A 15,913-nucleotide genomic window follows, 5' to 3' on the forward strand; every position below is an offset into this window, starting at 1 on the left:
GCCTTTGATTTAAAAGGATTTTCTCAGGCTGGCACAGGGTTTGCCCTTATTCAGGCATGCCCCTGGATATTCACCCGATTCCCACCCGTCGACGCCTGAGCGCGCGCAACACCCTGGGCGCCCTGTTGTTCATGCTGGCCGGGGCTTGCGCCCATGCCCAACGCATCAACTGGGACAGCCTGACCGTGTTGGCCCAGACCCGCGCCCAGAAACCCTTTCAGTCAAATGGCGACAAGCTGCCCGCCGACCTCGCCGCCCTGGACTACGACCAGGTGCGCGACATCCGGTTCCGGCCCGACCGAGGAACCTGGCGCGCCGAAGCATTGCCCTTCGAGGCCCAGTATTTCCACCTCGGCCTGTACCAGACCGCCCCGGTGCGCATCCACGAAATCGCGCCCGACGGCACGGTGCGTCACCTGCCCTACCGCAGCGAAGACTTCCACTTCGGCCACAACACCCTCGACACCAAGGCCTGGGGCGACCTCGGCCACGCCGGTTTTCGCGTGCACTACCCGCTGAATTCGACCGCCTACAAGGACGAACTGATCGTGTTCCAGGGCGCGAGCTACTTCCGCGCCCTGGGCATGGACCAGCAGTACGGCCTGTCGGCCCGCGGCCTGGCCATCGACACGGTGGGCGGCAGCGGCGAGGAGTTCCCGCGTTTCACCGAGTTCTGGCTGGTGCGCCCGACGCCAGACGCCAAGGAACTGACGATCTACGCGCTGTTGGAATCGCCGCGCAGCACCGGTGCCTACCGCTTCGTGGTGCGCCCGGGCACGGAAACCGTCACCACCGTGACCGCCCGGGTGTTCCTGCGCCAGGGTGCGGGCCCGGTGGCCACGCTGGGTCTGGCGCCGCTGACCAGCATGTTCCTCTCGGGTGAAAACCAGCCCATGCCCGGCGACTTCCGCCCCGAGGTGCACGACTCCGACGGCCTGATGATGGTCACGGGCGAGGGCGAGTGGCTCTGGCGCCCGCTGCAGCGCCCCAAGTCGCCGGCGGTGAGCTCCTTCACCATGAGCAACCCGCGCGGCTTCGGCCTGATGCAGCGCGACCGCAACTTCGCCAGCTTCCAGGACGTGGAGGCCCGCTACGAGCGCCGCCCCAGCGCCTGGGTCAAACCCCTGGGCGACTGGGGCCCTGGCCGGGTCGAACTGATGCAACTGCCCACGCCCGACGAGACGCACGACAACATCGTGGCGTACTGGGTGCCGGCCCGCCTGCCCGCGCCCGGGCAGCCGCTGGAATGGGCCTACGAACTGCACTGGCAGGGCGAGACGCAGCAGCGCCCACCCTCGTCCTGGGTCACGCAGACCCGCCGCGGCTACGGCTACACCAAGCTCAGCGCGGCCGAGCAGATCGGCCAGCCGCAGTACGTGATCGACTTCGCCGGCCCCGCCCTGGACGCCCTGCCCGCCGACGCGCCGGTGCGCGCCATGGTGAGCAGCAACGCCAACGGCCGGGTGCTCGAACAGCTGGCCTACCCCAACCCCGCCACGCGCAGCTGGCGCGTGACCCTGCGCGTGCAGCGCATCGACCCGGCCCAGCCGGTCGAGCTGCGCGCCTTTCTCCAACACAACAACGACACCGTGAGCGAAACATGGACACATCTACTGCTTCCCGAATGAGCGCCACACCGTCGGCGCGCAGCCTGCTGCGCGAGGAACGCCACCCGAACGCCGTCACCGCGCCACCGATCAACCGTGGCTCCATGGTGCCGCGCCCCTGGCGGGGGTTCTGGAACAGCATCGGCACGGCCCTGCTGAGCGCGGCCAGCAGCGTGCTGCCCCCGCGCACGCCCGCCACGCCGGCCGTGGAGGCCCCCGCCCCCATGGCCTGGGAACGGGCCGCCAACCTGCGCCGCGGCGTGTTCGTGCTGCTCACCGTGCTGAGCACGGCGCTGGCGGCCAGCCTGTTCGCCGACGCCCAGCCCGTGCACGAGAACACCTGGCTGCAGACCGGCCAGCTGGTGTTGTTCGTGGTGCTTTCGGCCTGGGTCGTCACAGGCTTCGTGACCGCACTGATGGGCTTCTGGGTCTCGCTGCGCGGCGACGCCCACACGCTCTCGGCCGCCACGGTGCGACACCACCCCATGAACCCTGATGCGCGCACGGCGATCATCATGCCGATCTGCAACGAGGACGTGTCCACCGTGTTCGCCGGTCTGCGCGCCACCTGCGAATCGCTCGCCGGCACCGGCCACGCGCGGCAGTTCGACGTGTTCGTGCTCTCCGACAGCTACGACCCGGCCATCGCCGCGGCCGAACGCGGTGCCTGGGAAGACCTGCGCGCCGCGCTCGCCGCCCAGCCCGACCTGCCGCAGATCGAGGTGTACTACCGCCTGCGCACGCGCCGCACCCACCGCAAGGCCGGCAACGTGGCCGACTTCTGCCGCCGCTGGGGCAAGGACTACCGCTACATGGTGGTGCTCGACGCCGACAGCGTCATGAGCGGCAGCTGCCTGGTCTCCATGGTCAAGCTGATGGAAGCCAACCCCCGCGCGGGCATCGTGCAGACGGCCACGCAGGCCATCGGCCACGCCACCCTGCACGCACGGGCGCAGCAGTTCGCCTCGCGCGTGACCGGCCGCCTGTTCACGCTGGGCATGCAGTTCTGGCAACTGGGCGAGTCCCACTACTGGGGCCACAACGCCATCATCCGCGTCGAACCCTTCATGCGGCACTGCGCGCTGGCCCCGATCAAGGGCACGGGCGGCATGTCCGGCGGCATCATGAGCCACGACTTCGTCGAGGCCGCGCTGATGCGCCGCGCCGGCTACCACGTCTGGCTGGTCTCCGACCTCACCGGCAGCTACGAACAGCAGCCGCCCGACCTGCTGAGCGAGCTGCAGCGCGACCGTCGCTGGTGCCAGGGCAACCTGCAGAACGCCCGCCTGATGGCCGAGCCCGGCATCCACCGCGTGCACCGTACCATGTTCGCCATTGGCGCCATGTCCTACCTGTCGGCGCCGCTGTGGCTGGCCTTCCTGACCTTCGGCACCGCGCTGTGGATGTCGGACTCCAGCGCGCCGTCGCTCTGGCACGCCGTGCCGGCCGAACTGCGTGGCCTGTGGGCCTGGACCCTGTCCATGCTGTTCCTGCCGCGTGTGCTGGGCCTGCTGGCTGTGTTCCTCAAGGGCGAGCAGAGGTCCTTTGGCGGGGCCGCCGGCCTGCTGGGCAGCGCCGCGGTGGAAACCCTGCTGGCCCTGCTGCAGGCGCCCATCCGCATGCTGGCGCATTCGCTGTTCGTGCTGGTGGCGATCACCGGCCTGAAGCTGGAATGGAAGTCGCCCCCGCGCGAAGCGGCCGGCGTGACCTGGCGCGACGCCACGGTGCGTCTGGCCCCCATGAGCGCCGTGATCGGCCTGCTGGCCTTGGGTGTCGCCGCCATCAACGCTGAGGCGCTGATCTGGCTCGCCCCCGTGGCCCTGCCGCTGCTGCTGTCGGTGCCTCTGACCGTGGCGACCAGCCACGTGGACCTGGGCACCTGGATGCGTTCGCGCGGCGTGCTGTTGATCCCGGAAGAGTCCTGGTCCCCAGCGGTGTTGCGCCGCGCCTGGCGCCACGCCAGCCGGCTGGCCGCGGCTTGAATGAAACACCCCGCCGCGTGAAGCGCGGCGGGGTGTTTCATTTCATTCAGGAGGCGGCTTCAGGTAGCGCTCATCGGACCAGGTGGCCAGCCAGCTCGGCACAAAGGCCACGAAGATCGCTGTGAACATGCCGGTGAGGAAGGCATCGCCCCAGGCCATGAGCCAGCGCGCGACCAGCGCCTGCTCCAGCGCCACACCGCCGGCCAGGCGGTAACCGAACTCCCGCACCATGCCCGCCAGAAACATGGCGGCGGCGGTGCCCAGAAAACCTCGGCCCAGGGTGTAGACGAAGGGGTTGGGTGGCAACCAGCGACGCAGCACCGCGCCAATGCCCAACGCGAGCGTGGCCGGCACCAGCCCGATCCAGACCCACTGGGAGAGCGTCGCGGCAAGACCCGACTGGCCGATCAGACCCACCGCCAGCGCCACCAGCGCCAGCACCAGCACCGCCAACGGCCAACCCAGCATGAGCACCAGCAGACAGGCGCCCGAGAGCTGCACCTGCAGACCCTGAGGCATTTTCTGCGGCAGCAGCCAGAGCCAGGGCAACAGCGCCACCGCGGCCAGCGCAGGTGTCAGCAAGGGCCCGCGGAGCATGCGCCAGGGCCGCAGCCACAGGGCCACACCCAGGGACAGGAGGGCCAGCGACAGTTCTAGGGCAAACAACATGCGGCGCGAGTATGGGCCGCGCCCCCATGATCGGGTTTGACTTCGATCAACCCATGCCGGGCAACTTGGGCATGCCTTTCATGCCGCCCATGCGCTTCATCATCTTCATGAGGCCGCCGCCCTTCATCTTCTTCATCATGCCCTGCATCTGCTCGAATTCCTTGAGCAGCCGGTTGACCTCCTGCACATGCACGCCCGCACCGGCGGCGATGCGGCGCTTGCGCGTGGCCTTGATGATCTCGGGGCGGCTGCGCTCCTTGAGCGTCATGCTGCAGATGATGCCTTCCTTGCGCTTGATGTCCTTTTCGGCACGGCTCAGATCGGCCTCGCTGGCCTTGGCCGCCATCGCGCTGGGCAGCTTGTCCATGAAACTGGAGAGTCCGCCCATCTGCTTCATCTGGCGGATCTGGTCCAGGAAGTCGTTCAGATCGAAGCCTTCCCCGCTCTTGACCTTGGCCGCCAGCTTCTGGGCCGCGGCCATGTCGACCCCGGCCGTGACCTGCTCCACCAGCGCGAGGATGTCGCCCATGCCCAGGATGCGCCCGGCGTGGCGCTCGGCGTCGAACACCTCCAGGCCATCGAGCTTTTCGGACACGCCGGCAAACTTGATCGGCGCCCCCGTCACCTGCCGCACCGACAGCGCCGCGCCTCCGCGCGAGTCGCCATCGAGCTTGGTGAGCACGATGCCGGTCAGCGGCAGCGCGGCGCTGAAGGCCTTGGCGGTGTTGATCGCGTCCTGGCCCTGCATCGCGTCCACCACGAACAGGGTCTCCACCGGCTTGAGCACCGCGTGCAGCTCCTGGATCTCGCGCATCAGCGCTTCGTCGATGGCGAGGCGGCCGGCCGTGTCCACCAGCAGCACATCGAAATAGTGCTTGCGCGCGTAGTCGATGGCGGCGCGCGCAATGTCCACCGGCTTCTGATCGGGCGTGCTGGGAAACCACTCGGCCCCGGCCTGCGCGGTCACGGTCTTGAGCTGCTCGATCGCGGCGGGGCGGTAGACGTCGCCCGAGACCGTGAGCACCTTCTTCTTGCGCTTCTCGATCAGGTGCTTGGCCAGCTTGGCGGTGGTGGTGGTTTTACCGGCGCCCTGCAGGCCCGCCATCAGAATGACGGCGGGCGGCTGCGCCGCGAGGTTGATGTCGGCCACGCCGTCGCCCATGGTGGCCGCGAGTTCGCGGTTGACCACGCTCACCAGCACCTGGCCCGGTGTGAGCGAGCCCACCACCTCCTGGCCCAGCGCTTTTTCCTTCACGCGGGCGATGAAGTCGCGCACCACGGGCAGGGCCACGTCGGCCTCCAGCAGGGCCATGCGCACCTCGCGCAGCATGTCGGTGACATTGGCCTCGGTGATGCGGGCCTGGCCGCGCATTTCCTTGACGATGCGTGAGAGACGGTCGGAGAGGGCTGATGCCATGGTGCGCTCGGGTGGTGAAAAAGGCCGCCGTGGCGCAGGCTGCGGGCTCGGGCCGCGGGGTCTGCGTGTCTGGGGGGTGGGCCGCAGCCCCTCGGGGCTGCTGCGGGCAAGGCCGTTAAACTGTGGTGCTGATTTTAGCTGCGCCCTGCGCCCACACGTTGCGTCCGACGCCGACCCAATGAACCTGCTGCCCGCCCTTGCGACGAATCCCCCCGCTGCGCTGCTCTCGGCCGTGGCGGCGCTGTCGTATGCCGTCCTGGCCTGGGCTCACCCCCGCATGACGCCGGGGCAGACCCGTTTCGTGCTGGCCACGGCCTGGCTGCTGCACCTGCTGGTGCTGGCCTCGGGCCTGCTCGAACAACCGGTGCGTTTCGGCTTTGCGCCGGCACTCTCCGTCACCGCCTGGCTGGTGCTCACGGTCTACCTGATCGAGAGCCGCCTGTACCCCGAACTGCGGGCGCGCTGGACGCTGGCCGTGCTGGGAACCCTCGCCGTGTTGCTCGCCCTGGTGTTTCCCGGCTCCCCCTACCCGGCCCTGCGCTCGAACTGGTTGCCACTGCACTGGGCCCTGGGCATCGCCTCCTACGGCCTGATCGGCGCCGCGGTGGTGCACGCCTGGTTGATGCAGCGGGCGGAAAAATCGATGCGCAGTGGCGCCGCCACCGAGACCCCCGTGCCGCTGCTGACACTGGAGCGGCTGACGTTCCGTTTCGTGGCCGCCGGTTTTGCCCTGCTCAGCGCCACGCTGCTGGCGGGCGGGTGGTTTTCCGAGACGCTCAACCACCGTTGGACCTGGGACCACAAGACCGTGTTTTCTGTGCTTTCCTGGCTGACCATGGGGGTGCTGCTGTGGGGCCGCTGGCGCTTGGGCTGGCGCGGGCGCGTCGCCGTGCGCACGCTGTACCTGGCCGCGGGCTTTCTGCTGCTGGGCTACGTCGGATCGCGCTTCGTGCTCGAAGTCGTGTTGTCACGGGCCTGAACGGGTATCTGTCCATGAAATTCCTGCTCGTTCTGGCCGTGCTGGTCGTGGCCTTCTGGATCTGGCGCAACAACCGCCAGATCGGGCCGGACGAGGGCACTTCGCCCAAGCCACCCCAACCCCGTGCGTCACGCACGCCGATGGTCATGGTGGCGTGCCAGCACTGTGGCACGCACCTGCCCGAAAGCGAAGCGCTCACCGGCCGATTGGGCGCGTATTGCTGCCCCGAACACCGCCAGCAGCACGAGGGGGCGTCGCGGTGACGCCCCACACCGTCCACTGACATGGCCAGGGACGTCACCTCCCAGTTTGCGCCCTCCTGGTTTTCCGCCTTCGAGGGCAACAGCGCGCACAACCGCGAAAAGCGGCAACACGCCTTCTTCCGGCTCTGGCGCGCCTTCATGCGGGCGCGGGTGTTCATCGCGGTGGTGCTGCTGGCGCTGCAGGTCTTCGTGGTAGTCACCGGCTCAGGCGGCCCCGACTGGCTCATCCTGGTCTGCGCCGTGCACCTGAGCGCCACCCTGGCGGTGCTGATCTGGTCGCACCCGACCGAGCTGGGCAAACCCTTCCAGTTCCAGTGGCTGCTGACCATCGGCGTCGATCTGCTGGCCTTCGCCCTGCTGCAGCACTTCCAGCAAGGCGGCATCAACTACACGCCGCTGTTTGCGCTGCCGGTGCTGCTGGCCGCCATCCTCGGGTCCTTGACGCTGGCACTGGCGACCGCGGCCAGCATCACGCTGTACATGCTGGGCGAGGCCGCCCTGAGTGCCACGGTACTCAGCGAGGTGTCCACCTCGCGCTTCCTGCAGTCGGGCCTGACCGGCACCGGCTTCTTCCTGGTGGCGGTGCTGGCCAACCAACTGGCGCTGCGCCTGGCGCGCGAGGAAGCCCTGGCCTTGAGCAGCCAGGCCGCTGCGCGCACGCAGGCGCAGGTCAACGAACTCGTGATCGAGAGCCTGAGCGAAGGTGTGCTGGTGGTCGATCCGCACAGTGTGGTGCGCAACGCCAACCCGGCCGCCCAGTTCATGCTGATGGGCGAGGACTACCCACGTGGCGCCAAGCTGCTGCTCTCGGCCCGGCCGGCTTGGGAAGGGCTGGCCAACCTGGTGAGCGAAACCTTTGCGGTCGGGCATCCGATGGAGTCGGAAGTCCGCATCGACCTTGATGAGCTCACCACCCACCGGCTGTTCGCGCGCACACGGTTGACCAGTGCGCAGGGCGGGCGTCGCGCCGGGCTGTGCGTGCTGTTTCTCGAAGACCTGCGCGAGGTCGAGGCCCAGGTGCGCACCGAAAAACTGGCCTCCATGGGCCGCATGTCGGCCGCCGTGGCGCACGAGATCCGCAACCCGCTATCGGCCATCACCCAAGCCAACGCGCTGCTGGACGAAGAAGTGCAGGAACCCGGACAGAAACGGCTCACCCGCATGATCGAACAGAACGCGCAACGGCTTTCGCGCATCGTGGACGACATTCTCAACGTCGCACGCGTCCAGCCCACCCGGGGCGATGGCGCCCCCCCGGTGCTGCCGCTGGACCACACGGTGCGACAGATCACGCACGAATGGATCCGGCAGAACCAGGCCCAGCGCGTGCTCGGGGTACACACCCACGCAGCCACGGCCCACGTCGGCTTCGACCCCGAGCACCTGCGCCGCCTGCTGATCAACCTGCTCGACAACGCGCTGCACCACGCCAGCCGCACCGCGTCGTCGATCCGTGTCATCACCCAGCCCAGCGGAAGCGACCGCATCCGCCTGTCGGTCTGGAGCGATGGCGCACCGCTGGAAGCCGGCGTGCTGCGCCACCTGTTCGAACCGTTCTTCTCCTCCGAGAGCCGTTCCAGCGGTCTGGGTCTCTACATCTGCCGCGAGCTGTGCGAACGGTATGGCGCCCAGATCGCCTACCAGCGCAGCCGGCTGGACCAGCGCGAAGGCAACGAGTTCTACGTGCTCATGGCGTCGTCGGCCAACGCGCCACGCCAACCGGTCCAGCAAAGCCTCTCGTACCCCCCAGGCGACTCGATCCCCAGCCTCACGCGCCCCGGCTCGCTCCTGCCGGGTGATCTGCCCCGTTCGCCCCGCTGACGCCCGAGCCACAAGATGCCCACCCCCACCCCCGTCACCGCCTCCGTGTTGGTCGTCGACGACGAGCCCGATCTGCGCACGCTCTACGAGCTGACGCTGCTGCGCGAAGGCCACCAGGTGGTCTCGGCCCAGGACCTGGCCCAGGCCCGCGAATGGCTGGCCCAGCAGCGGTTTGATGTGCTCATCACCGACATGCGCTTGCCCGACGGCCTGGGCCTGGAGCTGCTGCGCGAACTCAGCACCAGCCAGCGCACCGAAAGGTGCATCGTCATCACCGCCTACGGTTCGGCCGAAAACGCCGTGGAAGCGCTCAAGACCGGCGCGTTCGACTACCTGACCAAACCGGTTGATCTCAAGCAGCTGCGCGCCGCGGTGTTGGCCGCGCTGCAAAGCCAGCGCCATGTGCCCGCGGTGCTGCAGCAACGCACCCCAACCGACGGTCCGCGCGCGGCGATCGCGTCGTCCATCGCCGAGCTGCGCAGCGCCCCACCGCCGCCCGATGGCGTGCGCGCCCTGACGCGCATCGTGGGCGACGCGCCCAGCATCGCGCAGATCAAGGGCCGCATTGAAAAGGTGGCCACCAGCATGGCCCCGGTATTGATCCTGGGCGAGTCGGGCACGGGCAAGGAACTGGTGGCGCGCGCGGTGCACGAATGCAGCCACCGCGCCGCGGGCCCGCTCGTCGCGGTCAACTGCGGCGCCATCCCGGAAAGTCTGATCGAGGCCGAGTTCTTCGGCGTGCGCAAGGGCGCCTACACCGGCGCCACGCAAGACCGCGAAGGCTACTTCCAGGCGGCCAAGGGCGGCACCCTGTTTCTCGACGAGATCGGCGATCTCCCGCTGGCCATGCAGGCCAAGCTGCTGCGCGTGATCCAGGAACGGCGCGTGCGCCCGCTCGGCGGCGTGCAGGACGAGGCGGTGGACGTGCGTCTGGTCAGTGCCACCCACCGCGATCTCGGTGCGCTGGTCAAGACCGGGGAATTCCGGCAAGACCTGTTCTACCGGCTCAACGTGATCGAACTGCGCACCCCCGCGCTGCGCGACCGACGCGAAGACCTGCCCGAGCTGGCCCACGCGCTGCTGCAACGCATCTGCAACGAGACCGGGCAAGCCGTGCCCGGATTGTCCGGCGCGGCGCTGCAATGGCTTCAGTCGCGGGACCTGCCGGGCAATGTGCGCGAGCTCGAAAACCTGCTGCAGCGCGCCCTGGCGCTGAGCAGCGGCCACACCATCGAGCCCGACGACTTCGGCGACACCGCACTGGACACGATCCCGGCCAGCATCGAGCCCTTGCCACCGACCGACGCCGACGCAGCGGCCCCTCCGCCGTGCCCCGGCATTCCGGCCGATCTGCAGACCTACCTGGACCAGCAGGAGCGCCAGGTGCTGCTCCAGGCCCTCAAGGAAACCGACTACAACCGCACCGCCGCGGCGGCCCGGCTGGGGCTCAACCTGCGCCAGATGCGCTACCGCATCCAGCGGCTCGGCATTGCCATGCCCTCGGACGACAACGATGCGGGCTGAAACCAGGCACGCAGCCCCCCGCTGGCACTGGAACGGCGGCTGGCTGGATGCGGCCCGGCATTGCCCCTCGCCCAATTTCGGGCCACGCCCCCACGGCGCACACATCGACCTGATCGTCATCCACTCCATCAGCCTGCCCCCCGGCGTCTATGGCGGCCCCGAGGTGGAACAGCTCTTCACCAACCAGCTCGACTGGCAAGCCCATCCCTACTTCGAACAGATCCGGGGCATGGAAGTGTCCTCGCATTTCTTCATCCGGCGCGATGGCGAGCTGGTGCAGTTCGTCGACGCCGGCGCCCGCGCCTGGCACGCCGGCGCGTCGTGCTGGCGGGGACGCGACAACTGCAACGACGACTCCATCGGCATCGAGCTCGAGGGCCTGGAGGGCGACCGCTTCGAGACGGCGCAGTACCTCGCGCTGATCCGCTTGTGTGCCAGCCTGCGCACACGTTATCCGGTGGCCCATGTGGCGGGCCACGAGCACATTGCGCCCGGACGCAAGCAGGACCCGGGGCCGGGCTTTGACTGGTCGCAGCTGCGGCGGGGCCTGGGTTGGCCACGTCGGTGTTTTCCCGAAGACACAGACCGGGTTTTCACCGCTGACGATTGAGCCGCCCGCGCATCGGCAACCGCAGCCGATTCTTCACCGCCCGCATCGACGCGGCTTTCAGACCCGAATCCGCCCAGAGGGTTCGAAATCACTGGGTTCTCCCAACAAGGTTCCAGAAAATCCGGGGCGTTCCGGACCATGGAACCGGCGACAGGCAAGTGGGCTCTCGGGCGTTTTTTCGCCCACCGAAAAGCCCCAATCGGGTGCACCCATATTTTTTTTCAAACGCTACCGGTAGTGGCTTGAATGGCACCGACACACCAGATATAGTGTGCCCTGTGCTTTCGCGGCACCAGCGCATTTCACGCTGACGGCCTTCTGCCGTGGCACGCCGACCCCGGTCCGCAGCCTCCGCACACCGCCCGACACGGCCCTGAAACCGGCCCGCCCAACACCTGCCCAGCCGCACGGCACCGGGGCAGGCCACCAACAACAAATGAAAGAGGACCCATGCTGACAGCCCAATCCCCCTCCCCTTTGAGCACCGCTTCTGCCGCTCCCGCCGCTGGCGCCTTCGGCACCGTGGCGCATGCCACCGCCAGCCCGGTTTTCGCCAACTACCAGATCATTCGCCGCAATGGCGCGGTCGTCCCCTTCGAGCCCAGCAAGATCGCCGTGGCCCTGATGAAAGCTTTCCTGGCGGTGCACGGCACCCAGGGCGCTGCATCGGCCAGCGTGCGCGAAACCGTGGACGCGCTGACGCAGACGGTGGTGCGCGCGCTGATGCGTTCGCGCCCGGGCGGCGGCACCTTCCACATCGAAGACGTGCAAGACCACGTGGAGCTCGGCCTGATGCGCAGCGGTCACCACGAAGTCGCCCGCGCCTACGTGCTGTACCGAGAGCGCCGCACCCAGGAACGTGCCCACCAGGCCGAGGAAGCCAAACCCGCCGAAGCCCTGCTGCACGTGATGGATGGCGGCCAGCGGGTCCCCCTGGACCTGAACCGCCTGCAACACCTGATCGAAGACGCGTGCAAGGGCCTGGGCAAAGACGTCAAGGCCGACCCCATCGTCGCCGAGACCAAGCGCAACCTGTACGACGGCGTGCCGATCGAAGAGGTCTACAAGGCCTCCATCCTGGCCGCGCGCACCCTGATCGAAAAAGACCCCGACTACACCTACGCCACCGCGCGCCTGCTGCTGCACACCATCGTGAAGGAAGTGATCGGCGAAGAAGTGCCCTCCAGCGACATGGGCGCACGCTACGCCGACTACTTCCCGCAGTTCATCAAGAAAGGTGTGCAGAACGAACTGCTCGACGAGCGGCTGCAGCAGTTCGACCTGGCCCGCCTGGGTGCCGCGCTCAAGCCCGAGCGCGATCTGCAGTTCGACTACCTCGGCCTGCAGACCCTGTACGACCGCTACTTCCTGCATGTGCGCAAGAGCCGTATCGAACTGCCACAGGCTTTCTTCATGCGCGTGGCCATGGGCCTGTCGCTCAATGAGATCGACCGCGAAGCGCGCGCCATCGAGTTCTACGAAGTGCTGTCTTCGTTCGACTTCATGTCGTCCACGCCCACCCTGTTCAACAGCGGTACGCTGCGCTCGCAGCTCTCCAGCTGCTACCTGACCACCGTGCCCGACGACCTCGATGGCATCTACGAATCCATCAAGGAAAACGCGCTGCTCTCCAAGTTCGCCGGCGGCCTGGGCAACGACTGGACCCGCGTGCGCGCCCTGGGCAGCCACATCAAGGGCACCAACGGCGAATCGCAAGGGGTCGTGCCCTTCCTCAAGGTCGTCAATGACACCGCCGTCGCGGTGAACCAGGGCGGCAAGCGCAAGGGTGCGGTCTGCACCTACCTGGAAACCTGGCACCTGGACATCGAAGAATTTCTGGAGCTGCGCAAGAACACCGGCGACGACCGCCGCCGCACGCACGACATGAACACGGCCAACTGGATCCCCGATCTGTTCATGAAGCGCGTGATGGAAAAGGGCGAGTGGAGCCTGTTCTCGCCCAACGACGTGCCCGACCTGCACGACCGCTTTGGCGCCGACTTCGAGCGCGCCTATGTGGCCTACGAAGAGAAGGCCGCGCGCGGCGAGATCAAGCCCTACCGCAAGCTGCCCGCCACCGACCTGTGGCGCAAGATGCTCTCGATGCTGTTCGAAACCGGCCACCCCTGGATCACCTTCAAGGACGCCTGCAATGTGCGCTCGCCACAGCAGCAGGCCGGCGTGGTGCACAGCTCCAACCTCTGCACCGAGATCACGCTCAACACCAGCGACACCGAAACCGCCGTCTGCAACCTGGGTTCGGTCAACCTGCTCAACCACGTCAAGAGCGGGTCCACCGAAGGCTCCCGTCAGCTGGACCACGACAAGCTGCAGCGCACGATCAAGACCGCGATGCGCATGCTCGACAACGTGATCGACATCAACTACTACGCGGTCAAGAAAGCACGCGACTCCAACATGCGCCATCGCCCGGTGGGCCTGGGTGTCATGGGCTTCCAGGACGCCCTGTACGAGCTGCGCATCCCGTACGCCTCCAACGAGGCGGTGGAGTTCGCCGATCGATCCATGGAAGCCGTTTGCTACTACGCGTACTGGGCCTCCACCGAACTCGCCCGCGAACGCGGTCGCTACAGCAGCTTCAAGGGATCGCTGTGGGACCAGGGCATCCTGCCTCCCGACACGCTGGACCTGCTGGCGTGCGAGCGCGGTGGCTATGTGGACGTGGACCGCTCCAGCAGCCTGGACTGGGACGCGCTGCGCCAGAAGATCGCGCAGGACGGCATGCGCAACTCCAACTGTGTGGCCATCGCACCGACCGCGACCATCTCCAACATCATCGGTGTGGACGCCTCCATCGAACCCTGCTTCGGCAACCTCTCGGTGAAGTCCAACCTCTCGGGCGAGTTCACCGTCATCAACAGCTACCTTGTGAAAGACCTCAAGCGCCTGGGCCTGTGGGACGACGTGATGGTCATGGACCTCAAGCACTTCGACGGTTCCTTGCGCCCCATCGACCGCGTGCCACAAGAAGTGAAGGCGCTCTACGCCACCGCGTTCGAAGTGGAACCGCTGTGGCTGGTGGAAGCCGCTGCGCGGCGCCAGAAATGGATCGACCAGGCACAGAGCCTGAACATCTACATGGCCGGCGCCTCGGGCAAGAAGCTCGATGACACCTACAAGCTCGCATGGCTGCGTGGTCTCAAGACCACCTACTACCTGCGCACCACATCGGCGACCCAGGTCGAAAAATCGACCGGTCGCACGGGTCAACTCAACGCCGTTTCGATGACCAGCAACGACACCGCTTTGGGTGCGCCGGTCGCGACCAGTGAAGCGATGGTGGAGCCCGCCACCGACATCAAGTTCTGCGCCATCGACGACCCCGGTTGTGAAGCCTGTCAGTGATGTGAACCCGTCCGTGCCAATGTGTTGTGGTGTCGAAGCTCGCGCGTTCGATGCGACACCGCAACACAAAGCACACCCGTCGCGCATGAGTCCTTTGCATTTCATGCCGACACTTCGATAATCCGCAGAATTGGACACACATATGTTGACCTGGGACGAACAAGTCACTCCCTCATCGAAGCCCGCACCTCTTCCCCTGGCAACCAGCATGCCGGGTGTGCCAGTGTCACTGTCTGACGCCCCCCTCTCTTCTTCCGCCAGCGCAGGCACGCCAGGCGCGCGCCGCATCAACGTGGCCGACAAGCGCATCATCAACGGCAAGACCGACGTCAACCAGCTCGTGCCGTTCAAGTACAAGTGGGCCTGGGAAAAATACCTCGCCACCTGCGCCAACCACTGGATGCCGCAGGAAGTGAACATGAGCCGCGACATCGCGCTCTGGAAAGATCCCAATGGTCTGACCGAAGACGAGCGCCGCATCGTCAAGCGCAACCTCGGCTTCTTCGTGACCGCCGATTCGCTGGCCGCCAACAACATCGTGCTGGGCACCTACCGCCACATCACGGCGCCCGAGTGCCGCCAATTCCTGCTGCGCCAGGCGTTTGAAGAGGCCATCCACACCCACGCCTACCAGTACATCGTGGAGTCGCTGGGTCTGGACGAGTCCGAGATCTTCAACGCCTACAACGAGGTCCAGTCGATCCGCGACAAGGACGAGTTCCTGATCCCCTTCATCGAAGCGATCATGGACCCGGCGTTCAAGACCGGCACAGCGCAGGACGACCAGACCCTGCTCAAGAGCCTGATCGTGTTTGCCTGTCTCATGGAAGGCCTGTTCTTCTACGTCGGGTTCACACAGATTCTCGCGCTCGGTCGCCAGAACAAGATGACGGGTGCCGCTGAGCAGTACCAGTACATCCTGCGCGACGAGTCCATGCACTGCAATTTCGGCATCGACCTGATCAACGCGATCAAGCTGGAAAATCCGATGCTGTGGACGCCGGAATTCAAGGCCGAGATCAAGGCCTTGTTCATCAAGGCCGTGGAGCTCGAATACCGCTACGCCGAAGACACCATGCCGCGCGGCGTGCTGGGCCTCAACGCTTCCATGTTCAAGGGCTACCTGCGCTACATCGCCAACCGGCGCGCCACGCAGATCGGCCTGGAGCCCATGTTCCCGAACGAAGAGAACCCGTTCCCCTGGATGAGCGAAATGATCGACCTCAAGAAGGAGCGCAATTTCTTCGAGACCCGCGTGATCGAGTACCAGTCCGGCGGGGCGCTCTCCTGGGACTGATGTTCCTAGGCCCGGGGCCACGCGTTGCACACCGACAGACCATCACATGCGTTTCAAGCATTCAAAGTCCTCTTCCCGATGCCTCGGCACCGCGGGGAGGACTTTGTCACAGGATTCAACTCCTTGGGGCCAGCCGTGGATGCATCCACACGACCCCAAGGCGCTGAATCACTTCACCGGCATCAAGATCGGATGAAGTGCTCTTTGCAACTTGATCAAGGAGAAAACAATGGCAACTGCGAAAAAAGCCCCGGCTAAAAAAGCCGCCCCGGCCAAGAAGGCCGCAGCACCTGCGAAGAAGGCAGCACCTGCGAAGAAGGCAGCACCTGCGAAGAAGGCAGCACCTGCGAAGAAGGCAGCACCTGCGAAGAAGGCAGC

The 15,913-nt window shown here is 66.7% G+C and carries 12 protein-coding genes; 9 read left to right on the forward strand and 3 right to left on the reverse strand.

Features of this window, described 5'->3' with window-relative positions:
- The first annotated feature begins 56 nt into the window (after nucleotides 1-56).
- Together AC07YZ_RS09965 and mdoH are read left to right on the forward strand one after the other, a co-directional pair.
- Nucleotides 57-1,628: a glucan biosynthesis protein G gene (locus AC07YZ_RS09965; RefSeq protein WP_494794624.1), complete on the forward strand. Its 1,572-nt coding sequence runs from the start codon at nucleotides 57-59 to the stop codon at nucleotides 1,626-1,628.
- On the forward strand, nucleotides 1,601-3,589 hold the full coding sequence (mdoH, locus tag AC07YZ_RS09970; protein ID WP_494794625.1) for a glucans biosynthesis glucosyltransferase MdoH: 1,989 nt from the start codon (nucleotides 1,601-1,603) through the stop codon (nucleotides 3,587-3,589). Before AC07YZ_RS09965 ends, mdoH begins: the two co-directional genes overlap by 28 nt.
- A 42-nt stretch (nucleotides 3,590-3,631) precedes the next feature.
- Here mdoH and AC07YZ_RS09975 read toward each other — a convergent pair whose 3' ends face one another.
- Both AC07YZ_RS09975 and ffh read right to left on the reverse strand, forming a co-directional pair.
- Nucleotides 3,632-4,258 carry a hypothetical protein gene (locus AC07YZ_RS09975; RefSeq protein WP_226491564.1) on the reverse strand — a complete coding sequence of 209 codons (627 nt, stop codon included), beginning with the start codon at nucleotides 4,256-4,258 and terminating at the stop codon, nucleotides 3,632-3,634.
- A 46-nt stretch (nucleotides 4,259-4,304) separates the two neighbouring features.
- Nucleotides 4,305-5,675 carry a signal recognition particle protein gene (gene ffh / locus AC07YZ_RS09980; RefSeq protein WP_068167292.1) on the reverse strand — a complete coding sequence of 457 codons (1,371 nt, stop codon included), beginning with the start codon at nucleotides 5,673-5,675 and terminating at the stop codon, nucleotides 4,305-4,307.
- Nucleotides 5,676-5,853: 178 nt separating this feature from the next.
- Between ffh and AC07YZ_RS09985 the strand changes: the two genes are divergently transcribed.
- The 7 genes from AC07YZ_RS09985 to AC07YZ_RS10015 all read left to right on the forward strand — a co-directional run bounded on the left by AC07YZ_RS09985 (nucleotide 5,854) and on the right by AC07YZ_RS10015 (nucleotide 15,535).
- Nucleotides 5,854-6,654 carry a cytochrome C assembly family protein gene (locus tag AC07YZ_RS09985; protein WP_494794626.1) on the forward strand — a complete coding sequence of 267 codons (801 nt, stop codon included), beginning with the start codon at nucleotides 5,854-5,856 and terminating at the stop codon, nucleotides 6,652-6,654.
- Nucleotides 6,655-6,668: 14 nt separating this feature from the next.
- Nucleotides 6,669-6,917 carry a PP0621 family protein gene (locus tag AC07YZ_RS09990; RefSeq protein WP_226491562.1) on the forward strand — a complete coding sequence of 83 codons (249 nt, stop codon included), beginning with the start codon at nucleotides 6,669-6,671 and terminating at the stop codon, nucleotides 6,915-6,917.
- A gap of 21 nt (nucleotides 6,918-6,938) precedes the next feature.
- Nucleotides 6,939-8,738 (forward strand): sensor histidine kinase, encoded by a 1,800-nt coding sequence (locus tag AC07YZ_RS09995; protein ID WP_494794627.1) that lies wholly within the window; start codon nucleotides 6,939-6,941, stop codon nucleotides 8,736-8,738.
- 15 nt (nucleotides 8,739-8,753) lie between these two features.
- Nucleotides 8,754-10,262: a sigma-54-dependent transcriptional regulator gene (locus tag AC07YZ_RS10000; RefSeq protein ID WP_494794628.1), complete on the forward strand. Its 1,509-nt coding sequence runs from the start codon at nucleotides 8,754-8,756 to the stop codon at nucleotides 10,260-10,262.
- Nucleotides 10,252-10,872, forward strand: coding sequence for a 1,6-anhydro-N-acetylmuramyl-L-alanine amidase AmpD (gene ampD / locus AC07YZ_RS10005; protein WP_226491559.1), 621 nt, complete (start codon nucleotides 10,252-10,254; stop codon nucleotides 10,870-10,872). Before AC07YZ_RS10000 ends, ampD begins: the two co-directional genes overlap by 11 nt.
- A 450-nt stretch (nucleotides 10,873-11,322) precedes the next feature.
- A complete protein-coding gene (locus AC07YZ_RS10010) occupies nucleotides 11,323-14,238 on the forward strand; it encodes a ribonucleoside-diphosphate reductase subunit alpha (protein WP_494794629.1) in 2,916 nt (971 codons plus the stop codon).
- Nucleotides 14,239-14,380: 142 nt separating this feature from the next.
- The gene (locus AC07YZ_RS10015; protein WP_494794630.1) at nucleotides 14,381-15,535 is read left to right on the forward strand and encodes a ribonucleotide-diphosphate reductase subunit beta; all 1,155 of its coding nucleotides are present in this window, start codon (nucleotides 14,381-14,383) and stop codon (nucleotides 15,533-15,535) included.
- A 168-nt stretch (nucleotides 15,536-15,703) separates the two neighbouring features.
- Here AC07YZ_RS10015 and AC07YZ_RS10020 read toward each other — a convergent pair.
- Nucleotides 15,704-15,913 (reverse strand): hypothetical protein (locus AC07YZ_RS10020; RefSeq protein WP_494794631.1); only part of this gene is annotated, 210 nt, incomplete at its 5' end.

The sequence above is a fragment of the Hydrogenophaga sp. GW101-3F08 genome (assembly GCF_059424585.1).

Excerpts from the sequence above, each read along its gene's own strand:
- AC07YZ_RS10010 (WP_494794629.1), top strand. The coding sequence starts at position 11,323 with ATGCTGACAGCCCAATCCCCCTCCCCTTTGAGCACCGCTTCTGCCGCT.
- AC07YZ_RS09995 (WP_494794627.1), top strand. The coding sequence starts at position 6,939 with ATGGCCAGGGACGTCACCTCCCAGTTTGCGCCCTCCTGGTTTTCCGCC.
- AC07YZ_RS09985 (WP_494794626.1), top strand. The coding sequence starts at position 5,854 with ATGAACCTGCTGCCCGCCCTTGCGACGAATCCCCCCGCTGCGCTGCTC.
- mdoH (WP_494794625.1), top strand. The coding sequence starts at position 1,601 with ATGGACACATCTACTGCTTCCCGAATGAGCGCCACACCGTCGGCGCGC.
- AC07YZ_RS09975 (WP_226491564.1), bottom strand. The coding sequence starts at position 4,258 with ATGTTGTTTGCCCTAGAACTGTCGCTGGCCCTCCTGTCCCTGGGTGTG.
- AC07YZ_RS09990 (WP_226491562.1), top strand. The coding sequence starts at position 6,669 with ATGAAATTCCTGCTCGTTCTGGCCGTGCTGGTCGTGGCCTTCTGGATC.
- ampD (WP_226491559.1), top strand. The coding sequence starts at position 10,252 with ATGCGGGCTGAAACCAGGCACGCAGCCCCCCGCTGGCACTGGAACGGC.
- ffh (WP_068167292.1), bottom strand. The coding sequence starts at position 5,675 with ATGGCATCAGCCCTCTCCGACCGTCTCTCACGCATCGTCAAGGAAATG.
- AC07YZ_RS10000 (WP_494794628.1), top strand. The coding sequence starts at position 8,754 with ATGCCCACCCCCACCCCCGTCACCGCCTCCGTGTTGGTCGTCGACGAC.
- AC07YZ_RS09965 (WP_494794624.1), top strand. The coding sequence starts at position 57 with ATGCCCCTGGATATTCACCCGATTCCCACCCGTCGACGCCTGAGCGCG.
- AC07YZ_RS10015 (WP_494794630.1), top strand. The coding sequence starts at position 14,381 with ATGTTGACCTGGGACGAACAAGTCACTCCCTCATCGAAGCCCGCACCT.